Origin of the sequence: Paenarthrobacter histidinolovorans (assembly GCF_014647595.1) — a bacterium.
Classification (GTDB): domain Bacteria; phylum Actinomycetota; class Actinomycetes; order Actinomycetales; family Micrococcaceae; genus Arthrobacter; species Arthrobacter histidinolovorans.
This window is the reverse complement of the sequence record NZ_BMPM01000008.1, coordinates 41,673-59,189: the sequence shown is the minus strand read 5'-3', so window position 1 is coordinate 59,189 and position 17,517 is coordinate 41,673. Positions and strand designations below refer to the sequence as shown.

Here is a 17,517-nt window from a genome sequence, read left to right as displayed (position 1 = left end):
AGGGGCTCGTCAACGACGGCGAGTGCCTTCAACGAGTATGCGCCGGTTCCACACTTAATTCAAGGGTTAAACTATGTTCAACGCCAAGGGATCCCCCAACAACGTGTCCCGAGCGGCCCAGATGGCTCCCAGGAGCGCCGCGTCGTCGCCCAACTGGCCCGCTACAATTTCCGGACCATAGCCTGGCTGCCGGGCAATATAGGGCCGATTCGCTTCGAAGGCCTCCCGCACCGGAGCAACCAAGGCAGCCCAATACCCGCCCAGCATTACGATCTCCGGGTCGAGCGACATTGTGAGGATATGCAGCGTCCTGGCAATCCACACCGCGGCCCAGCCCCAGGCGGCCGTGGCATGCTCCTCACCGCGCTCAATCCGTGCCACCAGTTCCGCCAGGGCACGGCTAAGTCCCTCCTCATCGAGCTCCTTGCCCAACCCGGCCGCCGTCAGAATGACATCCGGGCCCGCCACCATATTCAGGCAGCCCCGCTGCCCGCAGGGACATTCAGGGCCGTCATGGTCCACAGGAATATGTCCAAACGCGCCGGCAAATCCATGGGTTCCCTCCAGCAGCCGACCATCCGCCACAATGGAGCCGCCCACCCCCGAGTTGCTCTTCAAATACAGCATGTCCCGTACCTCGCGGAGCCGGTTGTATTCGGCCACGGCTGCCACGTCCACATCCGAGCACAACCGGGCAGTCTCCGGCAGCGCAGGTACCCGCTTCCGCAGCTGACCGAGCACATCCACCATGCCCCAGCCGAGATCGGTGTCCGCGACAACCTGCGCGGGCTTCCCGGCCACCGGCGCGAAGACCACCACTGTGGCATCGGCGATCCTCCGTCCCGCCCCGGCAGCCGCGGTCAAAGCCTGATCCAGTACACCAGCCAGGATGGTCAGAACAGCTTCCGGATCACCCATCGGCCGGCCATGGTGTTCCTGAAACCTGAACAGAATATCGCCGGCCAATGAAGCAACTACAGCTATGGCCCGGTCCGCATCGAGTTGCAGCACCAGGAGCGCCATGTCGTCCGCTGCCAATTCGAGAAGTGTGATGGGCCGGCCCATCCCGCCGCCGGCCACCGGCTGAACCTCGCGCACGATCCCCGCGTCCATCAACACTTTGCTCAACGCCGTTACTGCTCCCCGCGTCAGCCCCGTGCCATCAGCGATTTGGCTCCGCGAGCCTTGCCGCTGCGTCACCAGATACCTTGCCACGAGGCTTAGGTTGTGCCTGCGAACGTCGCCGCTGACCAGCGAATTGGCGGAATCATTCCCCGGAGTTCGGGGACCCTGTACATGCATGCACATCACGTTAGCCTGTCACAGGCGGCGCCCGGTTTACGTGGCGGTTATGGGATCAGCCCGTTGGTTCTGGCCGCCACAACAGCCTCAAGCCGAGTACGGGCATTCAGCTTTGACATCACTGATTTCATGTAGCTCTTGATCGTGTGCAGGCTCAGGCCCAGGACATCAGCCATGACCTGATTGGACAGCCCGGCACCTGCCAGCTGGAGCACTTCCTTTTCCCTGGCGGTGACGCCGGCATCAATGGCAGCGGCGGTCCGGGACCCCGGTTCAGAGGTAGCTGACATCAAGCGTGCGGCCATGACATCCAAGGCTTTCCGCACTTCAGGCTCTTCCGCCCGACCGGCCAGGACCTGGATGGAGCGGTGGGTTTCGCGCAGCTGTTCGCGTAAACGAGCCGCTTCGAGTTCGTGGCCGGCCGTCCTCGGCGCAGCGAAGTACCGGGCCACGAGGGACTGCTCGAGGGCGCGGGCCTCGTGCCCCACCGAGCGTTCAATGCGCCCCCCTATGATGTCGAAGGTTCTGAAAGCCCCGTACATCATCCCCACAACCTGCCTGTTGACAATCACAGGGACTGCCACCAAAGATCTGAGCCCTTCGGCGCGAATGATGGGATCGTAACGGTGGGTGATTGTTCTCGCGTCAATATAGTCGTTGACAGTTATGCCGCTCTGGACCGCAGCTGCTTTTCCCCCGAGTCCTTCACCCTGCATAAGTTCCACGCCGGGCAGCGCGCCGACGGTCTGGCCCGCAAAGCAATTGAGCTTGACCGAACCATCTGAAGTCACAGGTCCCCCGAAGGCGAGTGACACGCCGGTAGTGGCCAGCAGGTGCTTCAAGGCGCGGGTCATCGGAGTCTTCAGGTCCAGGGGCGCGCCGTCGGAATTATTTGTATCTGTTGACACCATTGTCTTGGCTCCTTGAGCGAAGCGCGGAAGGCATTAAGCCTATGTGCCAGCGCTTGTCTGATGGTAGGAGCCGCAAAATCCTCGCGTCAACTGTGACGAGTCCCGGATTCGCGGGCCGCCCCCTCTTTGGAGGGTGTTACAGCAAGAAAGTGGTTGGCAAGCTTCACTGCAGAGGCGTCCCCGGATTCCACCGTCGAGTCACCGGCGGACGTCAATCAATCCGATAGCTGCGATTGTCACTCAAGGGAGAGCGAGCAATGAAACGAGAACCTCATCAGCCGGAACGTACAGAGGAAGATATAGCCCTGGCAGCCGATGCGCCATGGCTCAGCATTCCGGAGGTTGTGGCCCATGTTGACGAACTGAAGCGGATCTACAGCGATCCGCTGTTGGACGTCGCCTCCGTCCTCTGCGATCGCTACCCCGCCGAAAACACCGCTTTTGTTCTGGTGGACAGTGACGTCAACGTGACCCGGTTGAGCTACGGGCAACTCCAGGATGAATCCAAACGCCTTGCCGCTTCCCTGCACGCCCGGGGAGTGCGGGCAGGAGACAGGGTGGCAGTCCTTATGGGAAAGCGCAGGGAACTGCCCATCTCCCTGCTGGCCATCTGGCGTATCGGCGCTGTCTATGTGCCACTGTTCACGGCGTTTGCCGGCCCAGCTGTTGAGATGCGCGCACGGGACGCCAAGGCAGTGCTCATCATCACCGAGCCGGGGCAACGCCACAAAGCTGAAGGGCTGGGGATTGACGTTCTGGAGACCGGCGCGGATTTTGACGCCCTGGCCTCGGGTGAGTCGCTGTTCGAACCGAACGTGGCTGTTGGTGGAGAAGCGCCCATCATCCAGATCTACACCTCCGGCACCACCGGGACACCCAAAGCCGTGGGAGTGCCCGCTCGTGCCATCGCGTCTTTCATCTCCTACATGCATTACGGCTTGGACGTGCTGGAGAGCGATGTTCATTGGAACGCGGCCGACCCCGGCTGGGCTTACGGCCTCTATTTCGGGATCGTGGGACCCCTGGCAATCGGGCGGGCCAATATCCTGCTGCAAGCCGGTTTCTCTGCGGAGCTCACGGAGAAGGTCATCGAACAGCTGGGTGTTACCAACTTCGCAGCCGCTCCCACGGTGTACCGGAGCCTCAAAGCCAACGGCACCAGCCTGAAATCTCCACTTCGACGTGCTTCGTCGGCCGGCGAACCTCTCACCCCCGATGTCACCTCGTGGGCACCGGAGGCGCTCGGATGCACAGTCCGTGATCAGTTCGGGCAGACCGAGCACGGAATGGTCATTGTGAACGCCTGGCATCCTGTGCTCCTGTCGGAGCCCAAGCCGGGCGCCATGGGCCAGGCGCTGCCAGGCTACGTAGCCGGGACAGTCGGCAGGCACATCACCCTTTCGGTCAAGGAGAGCCCCTTGATGTGGTTCACGGGGTATGTGGATGCACCCGACAAGACCCGCGAACGCTTCACACCGGACGGCAGCTGGTACGACACCGGCGATGTAGGCCGTCATAACGACGGCGATTTCTTCTTCGCTTCACGTGACGATGACGTGATCCTTGCCGCCGGATACAGGATCGGCCCCTTCGACATCGAATCAATCATCGCCCAGCATGCCGACGTCGCAGAGGTGGCCGTAGTGGGACGTCCCGACGAACTCCGTGGTGAAGTGGTGGAGGCGTTTGTTGTCCTGACGGATGGGAGCGCAGGAACAGATGAGCTGCGGGTATCACTCCAGCAAATGGTCAGAAACCAATACGGCGCCCACGCATATCCGCGCCGCATCCACTTCGTGGGGGAACTGCCGAAGACCCCCAGCGGCAAGGTCCAGCGTTTCCTGCTCCGACGCCCTGACTACGTTCAGATCACCCGGTGAGCCCGGCCCGCTCCACGCAGCCAACGCACGTATCGAGAGGCATTTGAGGAATGGAACCCCAGGGAAAAATCGCTCTGGTCACGGGCGGCGCATCGGGACTCGGCCTTGCCACCTGCACCCGGCTCGTTGAAGCCGGCGCCAAGGTCATCATGCTCGATCTCGAAGCATCAAACGGGCATGACGTGGCCACGGCACTGGGTGGGGGAACAGTCTTTGCTCCTGGCGATGTCACCAGCGAAGAAGATGTCCGGAGGGCTGTGGAGCTTGCTGACGCAGCGGGCGGCCTGAGCATGGTGGTCAATTGTGCCGGGGTGGTCATGGGCAAACGCCTTGTGGGACGCAAAGGCCCCATCCCTCTGCAGGACTTCGAACGGGTCATCCGGATCAACCTCCTGGGGACAGTCAACGTCATGCGCCTCGCTGCCGCGGCAATGCTGCAAAACGGCGCGGACGGTGAAGAACGCGGAGTCATCATCAACACGGCGTCCGTTGCAGCGTTTGACGGACAGATCGGCCAAACGGCGTATGCGGCGTCGAAGGCGGCTATCGCCGGGCTTACCCTCCCTGCTGCCCGGGAGCTGGCAGAGTCCCGCATCCGGGTGATGTCCATTGCTCCCGGCACCTTTGAGACGCCGATGATGGCAGGGATGTCCGCAGAGCTTCAGGCATCGCTGGGTGCGCAGGTCCCGCATCCCAACCGTATGGGCAAGCCCGCAGAGTATGCCGCGCTCGCCCTTCACATCATCAACAATCCCATGCTGAACGGGGAAACCATCCGCCTCGACGGCGCAATCCGGATGGCACCGCGCTAGTGAACCCAAAAACCGCGGCAGTGGTTGATGGATCCTGTGCGGATCCTTCAACCGCTGCCGCGGAAACAGTGAACCTACGGCACAGCTCCCGAGCTGTGGTTCAGCCGATCAGGCGCGCGTCCCCCGTGTTGATGGAGGATGCGGGAAAGCCGTTCTTGACCACGATCTTCTCCAGGCTGCCGTCCTTACGCAGGCCATCCACATACTCGTTCAGAGCTGTGACCAACGCTGTGTTGCCCTTGGTCACGGGCAAGCAAGTCTGCGGGGGTTCGAGCGAGGCCTTAATGGCATTGTCCGGTTCCAAGACTTCAACCTTGAGTCCGTTGCTGTTTTGATGCGCTTCACCGAAACCGTCAATACCTACGTCCAAGCGACCGGATTTGAGGTCCTGGAACAGGTCCACGGGGGCCTTGTATAGCTGGAGTTCGCCCCCGAGGTAGTTCTTGGCGTCGTCAACCCATACGTTGCCGTTAACGGTCCCAACCTTCTTACCCTTAAGGTCCGTGACTTTATTGAGGCCGTCTTTGGAGATCAGCACCATCTGGTCGGTGTAGATCGGTTCGGTCAGGTCCAGGATGTCAGCCCGGGCCTTGGATCGCCACCAACCACCGGTTGCCACGTCTGCCCGGCCGCCTTGAACCGTTGGAATGACTGCAGCGGCTGCGGCAGACACGGCGGTGATGGAAAGACATTGCTTCTCGGCGAAACCCATGAGGATGTCCCCATCAACACCGCCCAGTTCGTTTCCCTTGAAGGTGACATAGGGAGGTGCCTCGTAGACGGCGACGGTCAGGTTGCCTTCCTTAATGGTGCCGAACTCCGAAGCCGGCTTGCAATCGGCGGAAACCTTGGACCCGGCAGCTTCCGTGCTGCCGCCGCAGCCGCTCAGGGCTGTGGCCAGGGTTAAGGCAGCCACTGCCGATGCGATGACTCGTAATTTCATGATGGGTTCCTCTGTGTGGGGTGCCGTGACTGTCAACGGTGACGTGCCAAACGATGCTCAACGAAGTTGCTCAGGGAACTCGCGGGAATGGTGATCAGTGCGTACATCAGGCCCGCGAGGGTAAGGATGCTCAAGTAGCGGAACGTGATGGAGCCGATGGAGTAGGCCTGGCTCATCAGTTCCGGCATGGCAATGGTGTAGGCCAGGGAGGTTGCCTGGAACACCATGATCGCGAACCCCATGAGCGGGGGGATGGCGATTCTGACCCCTTGCGGAATCACAACAAATCGAAGGATGTCTCCACGGCCCATGCCCAAGGCGTGGGCCGCTTCCACTTCACCGTTCGGGACTGCCTGCAGACCTCCGCGGATGATCTCGCTCGTGTATGCAGCGGTAGTGAAGGCGAGCGCAAGCGAGGCGGCCACGAAGGACGTCAGGGTCATGCCCGCGCTGGGGAGCCCGAAGTAGAACAACTGCAGGACCACGAGTGCCGGGGTACCGCGGCCCACCTCGATCACGCCAATGGAAACGACGCGGACGATTCGGTTCTTCGAACCAGCACCAAGGGCCAGTACAAGTCCGGCAGGCAGGCCCATCAGCAGCGTGACGAGCGTGAGTTGGAGGCTGACGCCGAGTCCACCCAGCAGGTCTGGGAAGTACTCCACCCAGTCGTTGAAGAACGTCATCGCGCGACCCTCTTTCGAAGCTTGGCATCAAGCAACCGCGTTGCCCACGCACAGGGAATGGTCATGGCCACGTACAGTCCGGCAGCCCACAGGAAGGGGACGATCGCGTCACCTGAAACTGTGGATTCATGACTGGCCCAGTAGATGGTGTCCTGGACGCCAATGACGGACGCCACGGATGAATCCTTGAGCAATCCGATGGCAAACGTCGCCGCTGCCGGGATCGAGACACGGAGTACCTGGGGACCAATTACGGTGATCAAAGTGGCCGCGCGGGACAAGCCCAGGGCATCGCTGGCTTCCCATTGGCCTTCATGGATCGCCGTCAATCCGCCACGGTAGATCTCAGCCATGTAAGCGGAAGAGACCAAGCCAAAACCGATGACTGCAGCCGCGAATGAACTGAGCTCAATGACGCCCGTGCCCACACCGAAGTAGATGATGAAAAGCCAGGCCAGCGGCGGGATCCCGCGCAACAGTTCAATGAGGGCTCGAGCAATAAACCGCACCAAGGCAATCCGTGACCGGCGGCCAAGGGCCAACGGAACACCGCCGATGGCGCCGAACAGAAGCGAGGAGAGGGTCAGCAGCAACGTCATGGAGACGCCCTGCGCAACCACTGCGAGGTGTTCCATGTCAGCGCTCCAGAACTGCGCGAAGGAACTGCCGCGTCCGGTCCATGGTGGGGGCGGTGAAGACGTCGGCGGGATCGCCCTCTTCGAGGATGGCTCCCTCCGCCATCACCACCACACGGTCCGAAACATCCTTGGCGAACTGCATCTCATGGGTGACTACCACCATGGTCATACCTTCGGCGGCCAACTCGCGCATGACCGCCAGGACTTCGAGTCCCACCTCAGGGTCCAGGGCCGACGTCGGCTCATCGAACAGCATCACGTGCGGGTCCAAAGCCAGCGCGCGGGCAATGGCAATGCGTTGCTGCTGGCCGCCGGAGCAACGGCTTGGATACTGCTGGGCTTTGTCCGCCAGCCCTACCCGCTCCAAGAGCTTCATGGAGCGGGCGTCCGCTTCCTGCCTGGACCGGCCCAGCACGCGTTCCTGCGGGAGGGAGATGTTCCGCAGCACGGTCATGTGCGGGAAGAGGTTGAATGACTGGAACACCATGCCGACGTTGCGGCGCAGGCGGACCAAATCCTTGTGGCTGATCTGGATTCCGGCGTCCACGTGGTTGCCTTCCACGGTGACCCTGCCGCTGTCCGGAACTTCCAGGAGGTTGATGCACCGGAGCAACGTGCTCTTGCCGGCTCCACTGGGCCCGATGATGGCGATGACCTCGCCTTCCCGGACGGACAATGACACGTCGTTGATCACGGTGTGATCCCCGTACCGCTTGACCACTGATTCCAGCGAGATCGCGGTACGGTCCTGTTCGGCGTCTTCATGCATGACTGACTCGTTCCTGACTTGTGTCATTGGCTTACAGCGGCGCCGACAGGCGCCGGGGCCGCACCGCCGTCGAACCCTTTGCCCAGGGCGTTCAACGCGAAGGAGGCGACGTCGAGAATGGGCACGTCGGTGTACTTGCGGATTTCCTGGCGGAATTCAGGCAACAGCGTGCATTCGAGGACCAGCACGCCAATGTTCTCGAACCGGCCACCGGGCCCGAACTCGCGCTTGACTACAGAGGCGACGCCGTCCTTAAGCATCGCCTGGTCCCAGCCGTTGCCCAGGGCGTGGTCGTTGGTCAGCATGGTGGCCCACCCGGGTTCGCCTTCCATCCCGGCGATGACAATCCTGGAGGACAACGCGTGGTCGGCCAGCAGCTTGGCGGCAAGTGTTTCCGAAACAGTCAGCACGCCGATGTCTTTGTTGCTGAGCACTGACGCGATGGGAAGGAGGTCCAGTCCGCTGGTGATCACATTGGCCGTTTGGCGCATGTCCTTGCGGGCGTAAAAGAAGAAGCCGCAGTCGGTGATGACCAGCGGGCAATGGGCCAGCTTTTCGCTCGCGGCCCAGAACGCTTCGATGGCTTCAGGCTCACCGTTGACCAGCGGCTCAACACGCGCTCCGCAGGCCACCGCATAGGCCACGGGAAGGCCCTGCCAGCTGGCCGGGTTTTCGAAGAAGCCCACGGGGTTATCGCTGATGCCGGGCGCATCCGGGGTGAGGCACTCGATGTAGTCCACGGGATAGGAGTCGAGGTCGCAGAGGATGACGCCAAGTTGGGGCTTGGTTTCAGGCATCGGGCTCACCCGAAGCGGGAACGTCGAGCGTTGCCTGGCTGCCGCCGTCGAACGCTTCAACGCGGGTGGCGGCGCTGCCGACGATGGCGACGGCGTTAACCTCCACGCGGACGCCCGGCAGGTTCAGTTCCTCACCGATGAGGATGCCGGTGGCCGTGGGGCCCGGGGCGGGGAAGTAGCTGAAGCGGATGTCGTAGGTGCGCTGCCATTCGTCGTAGCTGAGTTCGCCGGCGTAGAACGTGTTGAACTGGACAACATCGCCCATGGTTCCGCCGAGGTTTTCGATGACGTTCTTCAGGGACTCCATGACGTTCTTGCATTGGGCCACGATGTCGCCGGGGTTGTTGACGTTGCCGTCCGCGTCGAGGTCCTCCTGGCCACCCACGTAGATCATGTCCCCCACGCGGATGCCGTGGCTGTGGTTGATCTGGAAGCGGCCCGGCACCTGCCAGTGTCCGGGAACCTCTGCGAAGCGTCGTTCGAGGGTGGTCATTTTTCGTTCTCCTTTTGTGGTGATCGTCACTGATCACTTCAAGCATGGAACGAAAATGAGGGCTTTAACCGGCCAACAGAGCGATGTTTACTGGCGCTGCCGCAAGAGATTCTTGGACTGCCTTCCAACGCACGACGGCGGTGCACCGCTTAGGCGGCAGCGGCACCCAGGAGGCTGTGGATTTCGTCCAGGACGGCCTTGACGATCGGTCGCCTGGCGTCGCTGCTGCGCGTCACAGTGAGCACGCGCCTGTGGATGTGCGGCTTGTCGAAGGCATGGATTCCGACAGGCGCAACTGCACTGTCCACGGAGAACGGCGGAAGCAACGAAATGCCACGCCCCCGGGAGATGGACTCAACCAGCAGCAGGAGATCATCAACTACCCACCGGATGTTGGGCTCGAAACCCTCATTCCTGCAGGCATAGCGGACTGCTTGGCCACAGGCGCCGGCATCCGGAGTGAGTACCCAGGCTTCGTTCTTGAGGTCCGCCAGCTTCAGCCGGGCAGGGACCACGTAATCCGGCGGAGTAATCAGGGCCAGGGGTTCGTTCATGACTTCCTGCGTTACCAGATAGTCGGGGAAGGCCACGGGCACATTGTCGTAGAGGTCCACGATGGCAATGTCCAAGGCCCCGTTCAGCAGTTGCTCAATGCTGTCCACTGGTTCAACCACGTTGACGGTCAACTCGACGTCGGGAGCCCTCACTTCCAGCTTTTCGGCGACAGGCAGCAGTACGTTGCGGGCCAGGGAGGGAATGGAACCGATGCGGACCCTGCCGGAAAGGTCGCCGCTGAGCTGGTCCATTTCGGCGCGGGTGGCTTCCAGAAGGCGGACAACGGCCCGGGCGTGCTCGACCAGGATTTCGCCGGCGCCGGTGAGCCCGACACCCCGCGAGGAACGGTCGAGGAGCTGGACTCCTGTTTCCCGTTCCAGAATGCTGATCTGCTGCGAAACGGCCGAAGACGTAATGCCCAGGACCCTGGCCGCACCAGCCAGGGATCCCTGCCGCGCCACCTCATTCAGGAGGCGCAGCCTGGTGACATCCGGGAGGGGCTTTTGAGTCATGAATCATTCTTGCACGATTAGCTGTTCTTAAGGCTTAACTGGATGTATCTTAAGTTAAACAACGAGCCAGATACGGTCGACAAAGAAGTCCTGGACTGGCTCCCCTTAGACCCCTTCCGAAAGGACGCCACGTGAAGACCGTGGAATCACACCCGTCCAAATTGACTCTTACCGGCATCCTCGGAGCCTCCGAGTCCATTGCACGAAGCATCACCAACACCATTGACGACCTTGCCCCCGACCTCCAGGAACTCAGCCACGGCATCCACGGCATCGCAGAGGTCGGCTTCGAAGAGCGGCTGTCCGTGGCCTTCGCAGCAGAGTTCCTTCGCTACAGGGGCTATCCGGTCCAGGTTGGCCGCTACGGCCTCCGCACCTCACTCCGGGCTGAAGCGGGCTCCGGCTCACCCAAAGTGGCGGTCCTGGCCGAATACGACGCCCTTCCCGGCGTTGGCCATGGCTGCGGACACAACGTCATCTGCGCTGCAGCGCTGGGAGCGTTCCTCGGGGTTGCCGCCCACGTGGACAAGCTCGGCGGATCAGTGGTGCTCCTGGGTACGCCCGCCGAAGAAAACGGAAACGGCAAGGAACTCCTGGCCCGGGCCGGCGCTTTCGACGACATCGACGCAGTGGTGATGCTGCATCCCTTCACCGGTGAGTACGAGGTGGCTTCCTTTGCCTCATTGGCGGTCCGCGACGTGGAGGTCACCTTCCACGGCGTTGCGGCCCACGCCTCCTCGGCCCCGCACATGGGACGCAATGCACTCGATGCCGTCGTGGCCGCGTACCAGGGCATTGCAGCGCTCAGGCAGCACATTCCCGCAACGGATCGCCTCCACTGCATCATCACGGAGGGCGGATCAGCGGTGAACGTCGTCCCCCACCGGGCGGGCGCCGTCGTCGAAATCCGCTCCCTGGACCCAGCCGGACTGGTGGATATTTCGCAGAAAGTGCAGGACATCCTGGAGGGTGCGGCACTTCTGACCGGCACCCGACTGGAAACAAACTGGGACCCCTTCCCCGCTTACCTTCCCGTGCGCAGCAATGACGCCCTGGCCACGCGCTACCACGGGCATATGTCCTCTCGCGGCAGGACCATCACCCTGGAGACCGAGCTGGTGGGTGGCGGCTGGTCCACGGACTTGGGGAACCTGAGCCTGCGGATCCCGTCCATCCATCCCACGGTGAGCATCTCCCGCGAAACAGCCGTCATGCACACGGTGGAGTTCGGCCAGCATTCCATCAGCCCGGCCGGTGACGCGGCCGTCGTGGACGGCGCAGTAGGACTGGCACTGACCATGGCCGACTATCTGGCCGACGACCGGCTCCGGGAACAGGTCCGGCTGGACTTCGAAGCTGCGGGGGGCGCCGTTGACGTTGAGCAGCTGCTCACCCCGCCCGCAGGAAAGTAGACCGCCATGCTGAATCCCGTCCATTTGCGCACCTTGTCCGTGGTGCTCAGAACAGGTTCGTTCGCTGACGCTGCCCGCGAGATCGGCTACACCGGCTCGGCCGTTTCCCAGCAAGTGGCGGCCTTGGAGCGGGCAGTGCAAGCACCGCTGGTGGAGCGCGACGCCCAAAGCATCCGCCCCACGGAGGCCGCAAAGTTCCTGGTAGCCCGCGCTCATGACATCATCAATGCCCTTGGCAACCTGGAAGACGACATGAAGGGTTTCAGCAAGGGCGATTACGGACTCATGCGCCTGGGCAGCTTCAGCACGGCAAGTCAACGGCTCCTGCCCGGGGGCTTGGCGTCGTACCTGCGCCGGCATCCCAACTCAACCCTGGAGCTGGAAGAAGGGAGCCCCTCGGAGCTCGCGGGCATGGTCCGTGACGCCACCCTCGATGTCGCCGTGGTTTTCCATTACGACCTCGTACCCCAACAATGGCCGTCAAACGTGGTGGCAGCACCCCTCCTTGCCGAGGAACTGCTGCTTCTGCTCCCCGAATCCCACCGCCTGGCCGGCGCGGAAAACATCACCCTGCAGGACCTCGTCCAGGAACTCTGGGTCTCGTCGAAAGAGGACACGTCCGGCGATGCCTGCCTCAGGCACCTGTGCGCCAGCGGCGGATTCAAACCGCGCATCCCGGTGCGCAGCAACAACTACGACGCCATCCGCGGCATGGTCCGTTCCGGGCTGGGCATTGCACTGGTCCCTGCCATGGACCATGTACCCACGGAGCAGATCGTGGCAACCACCATCTCCGGCTGCACAGCCCGCCGGCATATCTCTGCGCTCAGGCAGAAGTCGCAGGCCGGCGTCTCGATCACCAGCTTCCTGCAATGCCTGGGCCGCGCAGCGGACAAGCTGGCCGCATCCCACCCCGGAATTGCCCGTCAGACGAAGCAGCCCGACGCGTTGGCGCCGATGGGCTACCTTGCCGGGCTCCGCGCGTCGTAATCCCCCAAGTAAGTCGCAGATGACGCCGTTCTGAGCGCTCAAAACGGCGTCATCTGCTACTCAGTTGGGTGAGCCGGCGGTGCTTTGGCGCACCACGAGTTCGGGGGTGAAGACGACGGCGCGGTGCTTGGTTCCGCCGCTTTCCTGCTCTTCGGCGAGGAGTTCGATTGCCGTGCGGCCCAGGGCTTCGGTGGGCTGTCGGATGGAGGACAAAGGAACGACGGCCGAGATGGCGAAGTCGATGTCGTCGTAGCCGATCAGGGCAATGTCCTCTGGAATACGGACCGTGCGGAGCATGGTCAATGACTGCATAACACCGAGGGCCAGGAGGTCGTTGGAGCAGAAGACGGCCTCGGGCCGCTCAGCCGGGTCGCGCTCCACCAACGCGTTTCCCACCTGCCGGCCGGCCAGGACCGTTTGCCCCGCGGAGTCGAGCACCTCCATGGTCGACTCCGGGACTTCAGCCACGGCACGCTGCGCGCCCTCAAGCCTGCTGGAGACCTGGCGGATGGAGGGGGTTCCAACGAACGCCAGACGACGGCGGCCCAGGTCCAGCAGGTGCCTGGCGGCCAAGTACCCGCCCTCCTGGTCATCCACGGACACTGAGCTGCAGCGGTCCGTGTCCGCGAGTTGATCTACCAGGACTGTGGGAACTCCGCGTTCCCTGAGGGTATCGATCCGCTCCTCGACATCTCCTACGGGTGACAGGAGCAGGCCCTGGACGCGCTGTTCCTGGAAGAGGTCCATGTAATGCGCTTCGCGGGAGGCGTCCTGGCCGCTGTCGCCCACCAGCACCACACTGCCCAGGGCGGTTGCAGCATCTTCGGCCGCCCGCGCCACGGAGGAGAAGAAGGGGTTCCCGACGTCAAGCACGATGAGCCCAATGGTCCGGCTTTGTCCGGCGCGGAGCTGGCGGGCTGCGTCATTGCGCACGAAGCCGAGTTCGGCGATTGATTTGAGGACGCGGTCTTTGGTCTTTTGGGAAACCCTGTCCGGATAATTCAGCACATTGGAGACTGTTCCCACGGCAACTTGTGCGTGGTTGGCGACGTCCTTGATGCTCGCTGTTTGGGACATGCTTTCCGTTCTCGCTGGCTGAAAATCAAGGACGTGGGAACGCCTTGACACCCCCTGCTTGGCGAGGGTAGTTTGAATCGTAACAAATGAAACGATTCAAAGACGAGTAACCCGGAGAACCGCATGAGGGTATGTTTCCGCTCTTCCGTCCAGCCGGAATTAATGGACGAGTACAAGCGCCGCCACGCCGCCGTGTGGCCTGAAATGTTGGCTGCGTTGAAGGACGCCGGATGGAACAACTACTCGCTGTTCCTGGCACCCGACGGTCAACTGATCGGCTATCTGGAATGCGAAGACTACGCGGCAGCGCAAGCCCGCATGGCGCTCACGGACGTCAACGCCCGCTGGCAAGCAGACATGGCAACCCTGTTCGCGAACAGCGACCTGCCCCCGGACCAGGGTTTCGAACTCGTCGAGGAAGTTTTCAACCTTGAAGACCAACTGGCAGCCGCCGGCAACGTCACAAACGCCGCCGCGCCAGTACATACAGACACCACCATCGGACACCAGAAGGAACAATCATGAACACCACAGAATCGGCCCTGGGCCGCCTGGGAGAACTGGCCATTGAAGTGCCATCCTGGGCCTACGGCAATTCCGGGACCCGGTTCAAGGTCTTCGGCACCCCCGGCACCCCGCGCACCGTTCAGGAAAAGATCGCCGACGCCGCCAAGGTCCACGAACTCACGGGGCTGGCACCTACTGTGGCCCTGCACATTCCGTGGGACAAGGTGGATGACTACGCAGCCCTGCGCCAGTACGCCGAAGGGCTCGGGGTTGGGCTGGGCACCATCAACTCCAACACCTTCCAGGACGACGAGTACAAGCTCGGCTCCCTCACCTCGTCCAACGAGTCGGTCCGCCGCCGCGCGATTGATCACCACCTGGAGTGCATCGGGATCATGCATGCCACGGGTTCGCGTGATCTGAAGATCTGGCTTGCTGACGGCACCAACTACCCGGGCCAGGACGATATCCGTGGGCGCCAGGACCGCTTGGCCGAAAGCCTGCAGGAAATTTACGCAGCTCTGGGCGAAGAGCAGCGCCTGGTCCTGGAGTACAAGTTCTTCGAGCCGGCCTTCTACCACACCGACGTTCCGGACTGGGGTACTTCCTACGCGCAGACCCTGGCACTGGGCGAGAAGGCGTTCGTTTGCCTGGACACCGGCCACCACGCCCCGGGCACCAACATCGAGTTCATCGTGATGCAGCTCCTGCGCCTGGGCAAGCTTGGATCGTTCGACTTCAACTCCCGCTTCTACGCCGATGACGACCTCATTGTTGGCGCAGCTGATCCGTTCCAGCTGTTCCGCATCATGCACGAGGTCATCCGTGGCGGCGGTTTCGGCAAGGACTCTGGTGTCGCGCTGATGTTGGATCAGTGCCACAACCTGGAAGAGAAGATCCCAGGCCAGATCCGCTCGGTGCTGAACGTCCAGGAAATGACCGCCCGCGCCCTGCTCGTAGACACTGCGGCGCTGTCCGAAGCCCAGCGCGCCGGGGATGTCCTGGCCGCGAACGGCATCTTCAACGATGCCTTCTACACCGATGTCCGCCCGGTCCTGGCCGAGTGGCGCGAATCCCGCGGCCTGCCCGCCGACCCGATGGCTGCCTACAAGGCCAGCGGGTACCAGAAGAAGATCAACGAGGACCGCGCAGGCGGCCAGCAAGCCGGATGGGGCGCGTAAGCATGACCACGCATAAAAACAACACAACTGTTGAAGAGCTGATCTCCCGTTCCAACCGCCTCGGCGCGGACAAGCGGAACACCAACTTCGCCGGCGGCAACACCTCCGCCAAGGGCACTGAGAAGGACCCGGTCACCGGCCAGGACGTTGAGCTTCTTTGGGTGAAGGGCTCCGGCGGCGACCTCGGCACACTGAAGGCTGAGAACCTCGCTGTACTCCGGCTGGACCGGCTGCAGGCACTCAAGTCCGTTTACCCCGGCGTCGAGCGTGAAGACGAAATGGTAGCCGCCTTCGATTACTGCCTGCACGGAAAGGGCGGCGCTGCGCCGTCGATCGATACCGCCATGCACGGCCTGGTGGACGCAGCCCACGTTGACCACCTGCACCCGGACTCCGGCATCGCGATTGCGACGGCGGTGGACGGCGAGGCCCTCACTTCCAAGGTCTTCGGCAGCAAGGTTGTGTGGGTTCCCTGGCGTCGCCCCGGATTCCAGCTCGGCTTGGACATCGCGGCGATCAAGGAAGCCAACCCGCAGGCCATCGGCACCATCCTGGGCGGCCACGGCATCACGGCGTGGGGTGCCACCAGCGAAGAGGCCGAGGCCAACTCGCTCTGGATCATAGACCAGGCCGAAAACTACATCAAGGAAAACGGCAAATCCGAGCCCTTCGGTGCCAAGCTCCCCGGATACGGCGCGCTCCCCGAAGCTGAACGCAGGGCCAAGGCTGCTGCCCTCGCCCCGGTAATCCGCGGCTTGGCCTCCACGGACAAACCTCAGCTGGGGCACTTCAGCGATGACGCCGTCGTTCTTGAATTCCTTGAGTCGGCAGAGCACCCGCGCCTCGGCGCGCTGGGCACCTCCTGCCCGGACCACTTCCTTCGCACCAAGGTCAAGCCGCTGGTCCTGGACCTCCCGGCCGATGCTCCTCTGGAACAAGCAGTGGAACGCCTGAACGAACTGCACGCCGCCTACCGCGAGGACTACCAGGCGTACTACGACCGCCACGCTGACGCTGACTCACCCGCCTTGCGCGGCGCTGACCCGGCCATCGTACTGATCCCCGGCGTCGGCATGTTCTCCTTCGGCAAGGACAAGCAGACCGCCCGCGTGGCCGGCGAGTTCTACCTCAACGCCATCAACGTGATGCGCGGCGCCGAGGCCATCTCCACCTACGCCCCCATCGAGGAATCCGAGAAGTTCCGCATCGAGTACTGGGCGCTGGAAGAAGCCAAGCTCGCCCGGATGCCCAAGCCCAAGTCGCACGCCACCCGTATCGCACTGGTGACCGGAGCGGCGTCGGGCATCGGCAAGGCGATCGCCACCCGGTTGGCGTCCGACGGCGCGTGCGTAGTGATTGCCGACCTGAACCTTGAGAGCGCGCAGGCCGTCGCTGCAGAACTGGGCGGTTCCGACGTCGCCATCGGCGTCCAGGCGGACGTGACCGACGAAGCCCAGATCGCAGCCGCCATCCAGGAAGCCGTACTCGCCTTCGGCGGCCTGGACCTGGTGGTCAACAACGCCGGCCTGTCCATCTCCAAGCCGCTGCTGGAAACCACCGAGAAGGACTGGGACCTCCAGCACAACGTCATGGCCAAGGGCTCGTTCCTGGTGTCCAAGGCCGCGGCCAAGGTGATGATCGATCAGGGCCTGGGCGGAGACATCATCTACATCTCCTCCAAGAACTCCGTGTTCGCCGGGCCCAACAACATCGCCTACTCCGCCACCAAAGCAGACCAGGCCCACCAGGTCCGCTTGCTCGCCGCTGAACTGGGCGAATACGGTGTCCGCGTCAACGGCATCAACCCCGACGGCGTGGTCCGCGGCTCCGGCATCTTCGCCGGCGGCTGGGGCGCCAAGCGTGCCGCGGTGTACGGCGTTGACGAGCAGGAACTGGGCAAGTACTACGCCCAGCGCACGCTCCTCAAGCGCGAAGTCCTGCCCGAACACGTGGCAAACGCCGCGTCCGTGCTCACCAGCAACGAGCTCTCCCACACCACCGGCCTCCACATCCCCGTGGACGCCGGCGTGGCAGCAGCCTTCCTCCGCTAGG

The 17,517-nt window shown here is 62.8% G+C and carries 17 protein-coding genes; 7 read left to right on the top strand and 10 right to left on the bottom strand.

The genetic code is table 11. The annotated features are described in order from the left end of the window. Positions 1-66 precede the first annotated feature (66 nt). Positions 67-1,200, bottom strand: a complete 1,134-nt coding sequence (locus tag IEY62_RS17080) for an ROK family protein (protein ID WP_189020047.1) — start codon at positions 1,198-1,200, stop codon at positions 67-69. A 149-nt stretch (positions 1,201-1,349) separates the two neighbouring features. Further along, the gene (locus tag IEY62_RS17075; protein WP_189020045.1) at positions 1,350-2,213 is read right to left on the bottom strand and encodes a helix-turn-helix transcriptional regulator; all 864 of its coding nucleotides are present in this window, start codon (positions 2,211-2,213) and stop codon (positions 1,350-1,352) included. 257 nt (positions 2,214-2,470) lie between these two features. On the opposite strand from IEY62_RS17075, the gene IEY62_RS17070 reads away from it, so the two are divergent. Next, complete coding sequence (locus IEY62_RS17070) at positions 2,471-4,093, top strand: AMP-binding protein (protein ID WP_189020043.1); 1,623 nt, start codon at positions 2,471-2,473, stop codon at positions 4,091-4,093. A gap of 50 nt (positions 4,094-4,143) precedes the next feature. Next, positions 4,144-4,905: an SDR family NAD(P)-dependent oxidoreductase gene (locus IEY62_RS17065; protein ID WP_189020041.1), complete on the top strand. Its 762-nt coding sequence runs from the start codon at positions 4,144-4,146 to the stop codon at positions 4,903-4,905. Positions 4,906-5,005: 100 nt separating this feature from the next. Here the strand turns inward: IEY62_RS17065 and IEY62_RS17060 are convergent, their stop codons facing one another. The 7 genes from IEY62_RS17060 to IEY62_RS17030 all read right to left on the bottom strand — a co-directional run bounded on the left by IEY62_RS17060 (position 5,006) and on the right by IEY62_RS17030 (position 10,298). Beyond that, the gene (locus tag IEY62_RS17060; protein WP_189020039.1) at positions 5,006-5,848 is read right to left on the bottom strand and encodes a substrate-binding periplasmic protein; all 843 of its coding nucleotides are present in this window, start codon (positions 5,846-5,848) and stop codon (positions 5,006-5,008) included. A 32-nt stretch (positions 5,849-5,880) separates the two neighbouring features. Continuing rightward, positions 5,881-6,534 (bottom strand): amino acid ABC transporter permease, encoded by a 654-nt coding sequence (locus IEY62_RS17055; RefSeq protein ID WP_189020037.1) that lies wholly within the window; start codon positions 6,532-6,534, stop codon positions 5,881-5,883. Beyond that, positions 6,531-7,169 carry an amino acid ABC transporter permease gene (locus tag IEY62_RS17050; RefSeq protein WP_189020035.1) on the bottom strand — a complete coding sequence of 213 codons (639 nt, stop codon included), beginning with the start codon at positions 7,167-7,169 and terminating at the stop codon, positions 6,531-6,533. The genes IEY62_RS17055 and IEY62_RS17050 overlap by 4 nt, the downstream gene beginning before the upstream one ends. A gap of 1 nt (position 7,170) precedes the next feature. Continuing rightward, a complete protein-coding gene (locus tag IEY62_RS17045; RefSeq protein WP_189020033.1) occupies positions 7,171-7,941 on the bottom strand; it encodes an amino acid ABC transporter ATP-binding protein in 771 nt (256 codons plus the stop codon). A gap of 23 nt (positions 7,942-7,964) precedes the next feature. Further along, complete coding sequence (locus IEY62_RS17040) at positions 7,965-8,738, bottom strand: aspartate/glutamate racemase family protein (RefSeq protein ID WP_189020031.1); 774 nt, start codon at positions 8,736-8,738, stop codon at positions 7,965-7,967. Next, on the bottom strand, positions 8,731-9,231 hold the full coding sequence (locus IEY62_RS17035) for a RidA family protein (RefSeq protein WP_189020029.1): 501 nt from the start codon (positions 9,229-9,231) through the stop codon (positions 8,731-8,733). The genes IEY62_RS17040 and IEY62_RS17035 overlap by 8 nt, the downstream gene beginning before the upstream one ends. 149 nt (positions 9,232-9,380) lie before the next feature. Further along, positions 9,381-10,298 (bottom strand): LysR family transcriptional regulator, encoded by a 918-nt coding sequence (locus tag IEY62_RS17030; protein ID WP_189020027.1) that lies wholly within the window; start codon positions 10,296-10,298, stop codon positions 9,381-9,383. 131 nt (positions 10,299-10,429) lie between these two features. On the opposite strand from IEY62_RS17030, the gene IEY62_RS17025 reads away from it, so the two are divergent. Continuing rightward, positions 10,430-11,710, top strand: a complete 1,281-nt coding sequence (locus tag IEY62_RS17025; RefSeq protein WP_189020025.1) for an amidohydrolase — start codon at positions 10,430-10,432, stop codon at positions 11,708-11,710. Positions 11,711-11,716: 6 nt separating this feature from the next. Then, positions 11,717-12,700 (top strand): LysR family transcriptional regulator, encoded by a 984-nt coding sequence (locus tag IEY62_RS17020; RefSeq protein ID WP_189020023.1) that lies wholly within the window; start codon positions 11,717-11,719, stop codon positions 12,698-12,700. Between the two features lie 60 nt (positions 12,701-12,760). On the opposite strand, the gene IEY62_RS17015 is transcribed toward IEY62_RS17020, so the two are convergent. Further along, complete coding sequence (locus tag IEY62_RS17015; protein WP_189020021.1) at positions 12,761-13,777, bottom strand: LacI family DNA-binding transcriptional regulator; 1,017 nt, start codon at positions 13,775-13,777, stop codon at positions 12,761-12,763. Between the two features lie 123 nt (positions 13,778-13,900). Here IEY62_RS17015 and IEY62_RS17010 point away from each other — a divergent pair, with 123 nt between their 5' ends. The 3 genes from IEY62_RS17010 to IEY62_RS17000 are packed head-to-tail and all read left to right on the top strand — an operon-like array spanning position 13,901 to position 17,516. Then, positions 13,901-14,302, top strand: coding sequence for an L-rhamnose mutarotase (locus IEY62_RS17010; protein WP_189020019.1), 402 nt, complete (start codon positions 13,901-13,903; stop codon positions 14,300-14,302). Then, a complete protein-coding gene (rhaI, locus tag IEY62_RS17005) occupies positions 14,299-15,465 on the top strand; it encodes an L-rhamnose isomerase (RefSeq protein WP_189020016.1) in 1,167 nt (388 codons plus the stop codon). Before IEY62_RS17010 ends, rhaI begins: the two co-directional genes overlap by 4 nt. A 2-nt stretch (positions 15,466-15,467) precedes the next feature. Next, complete coding sequence (locus tag IEY62_RS17000; RefSeq protein WP_189020014.1) at positions 15,468-17,516, top strand: bifunctional aldolase/short-chain dehydrogenase; 2,049 nt, start codon at positions 15,468-15,470, stop codon at positions 17,514-17,516. Position 17,517: the final 1 nt, after the last annotated feature.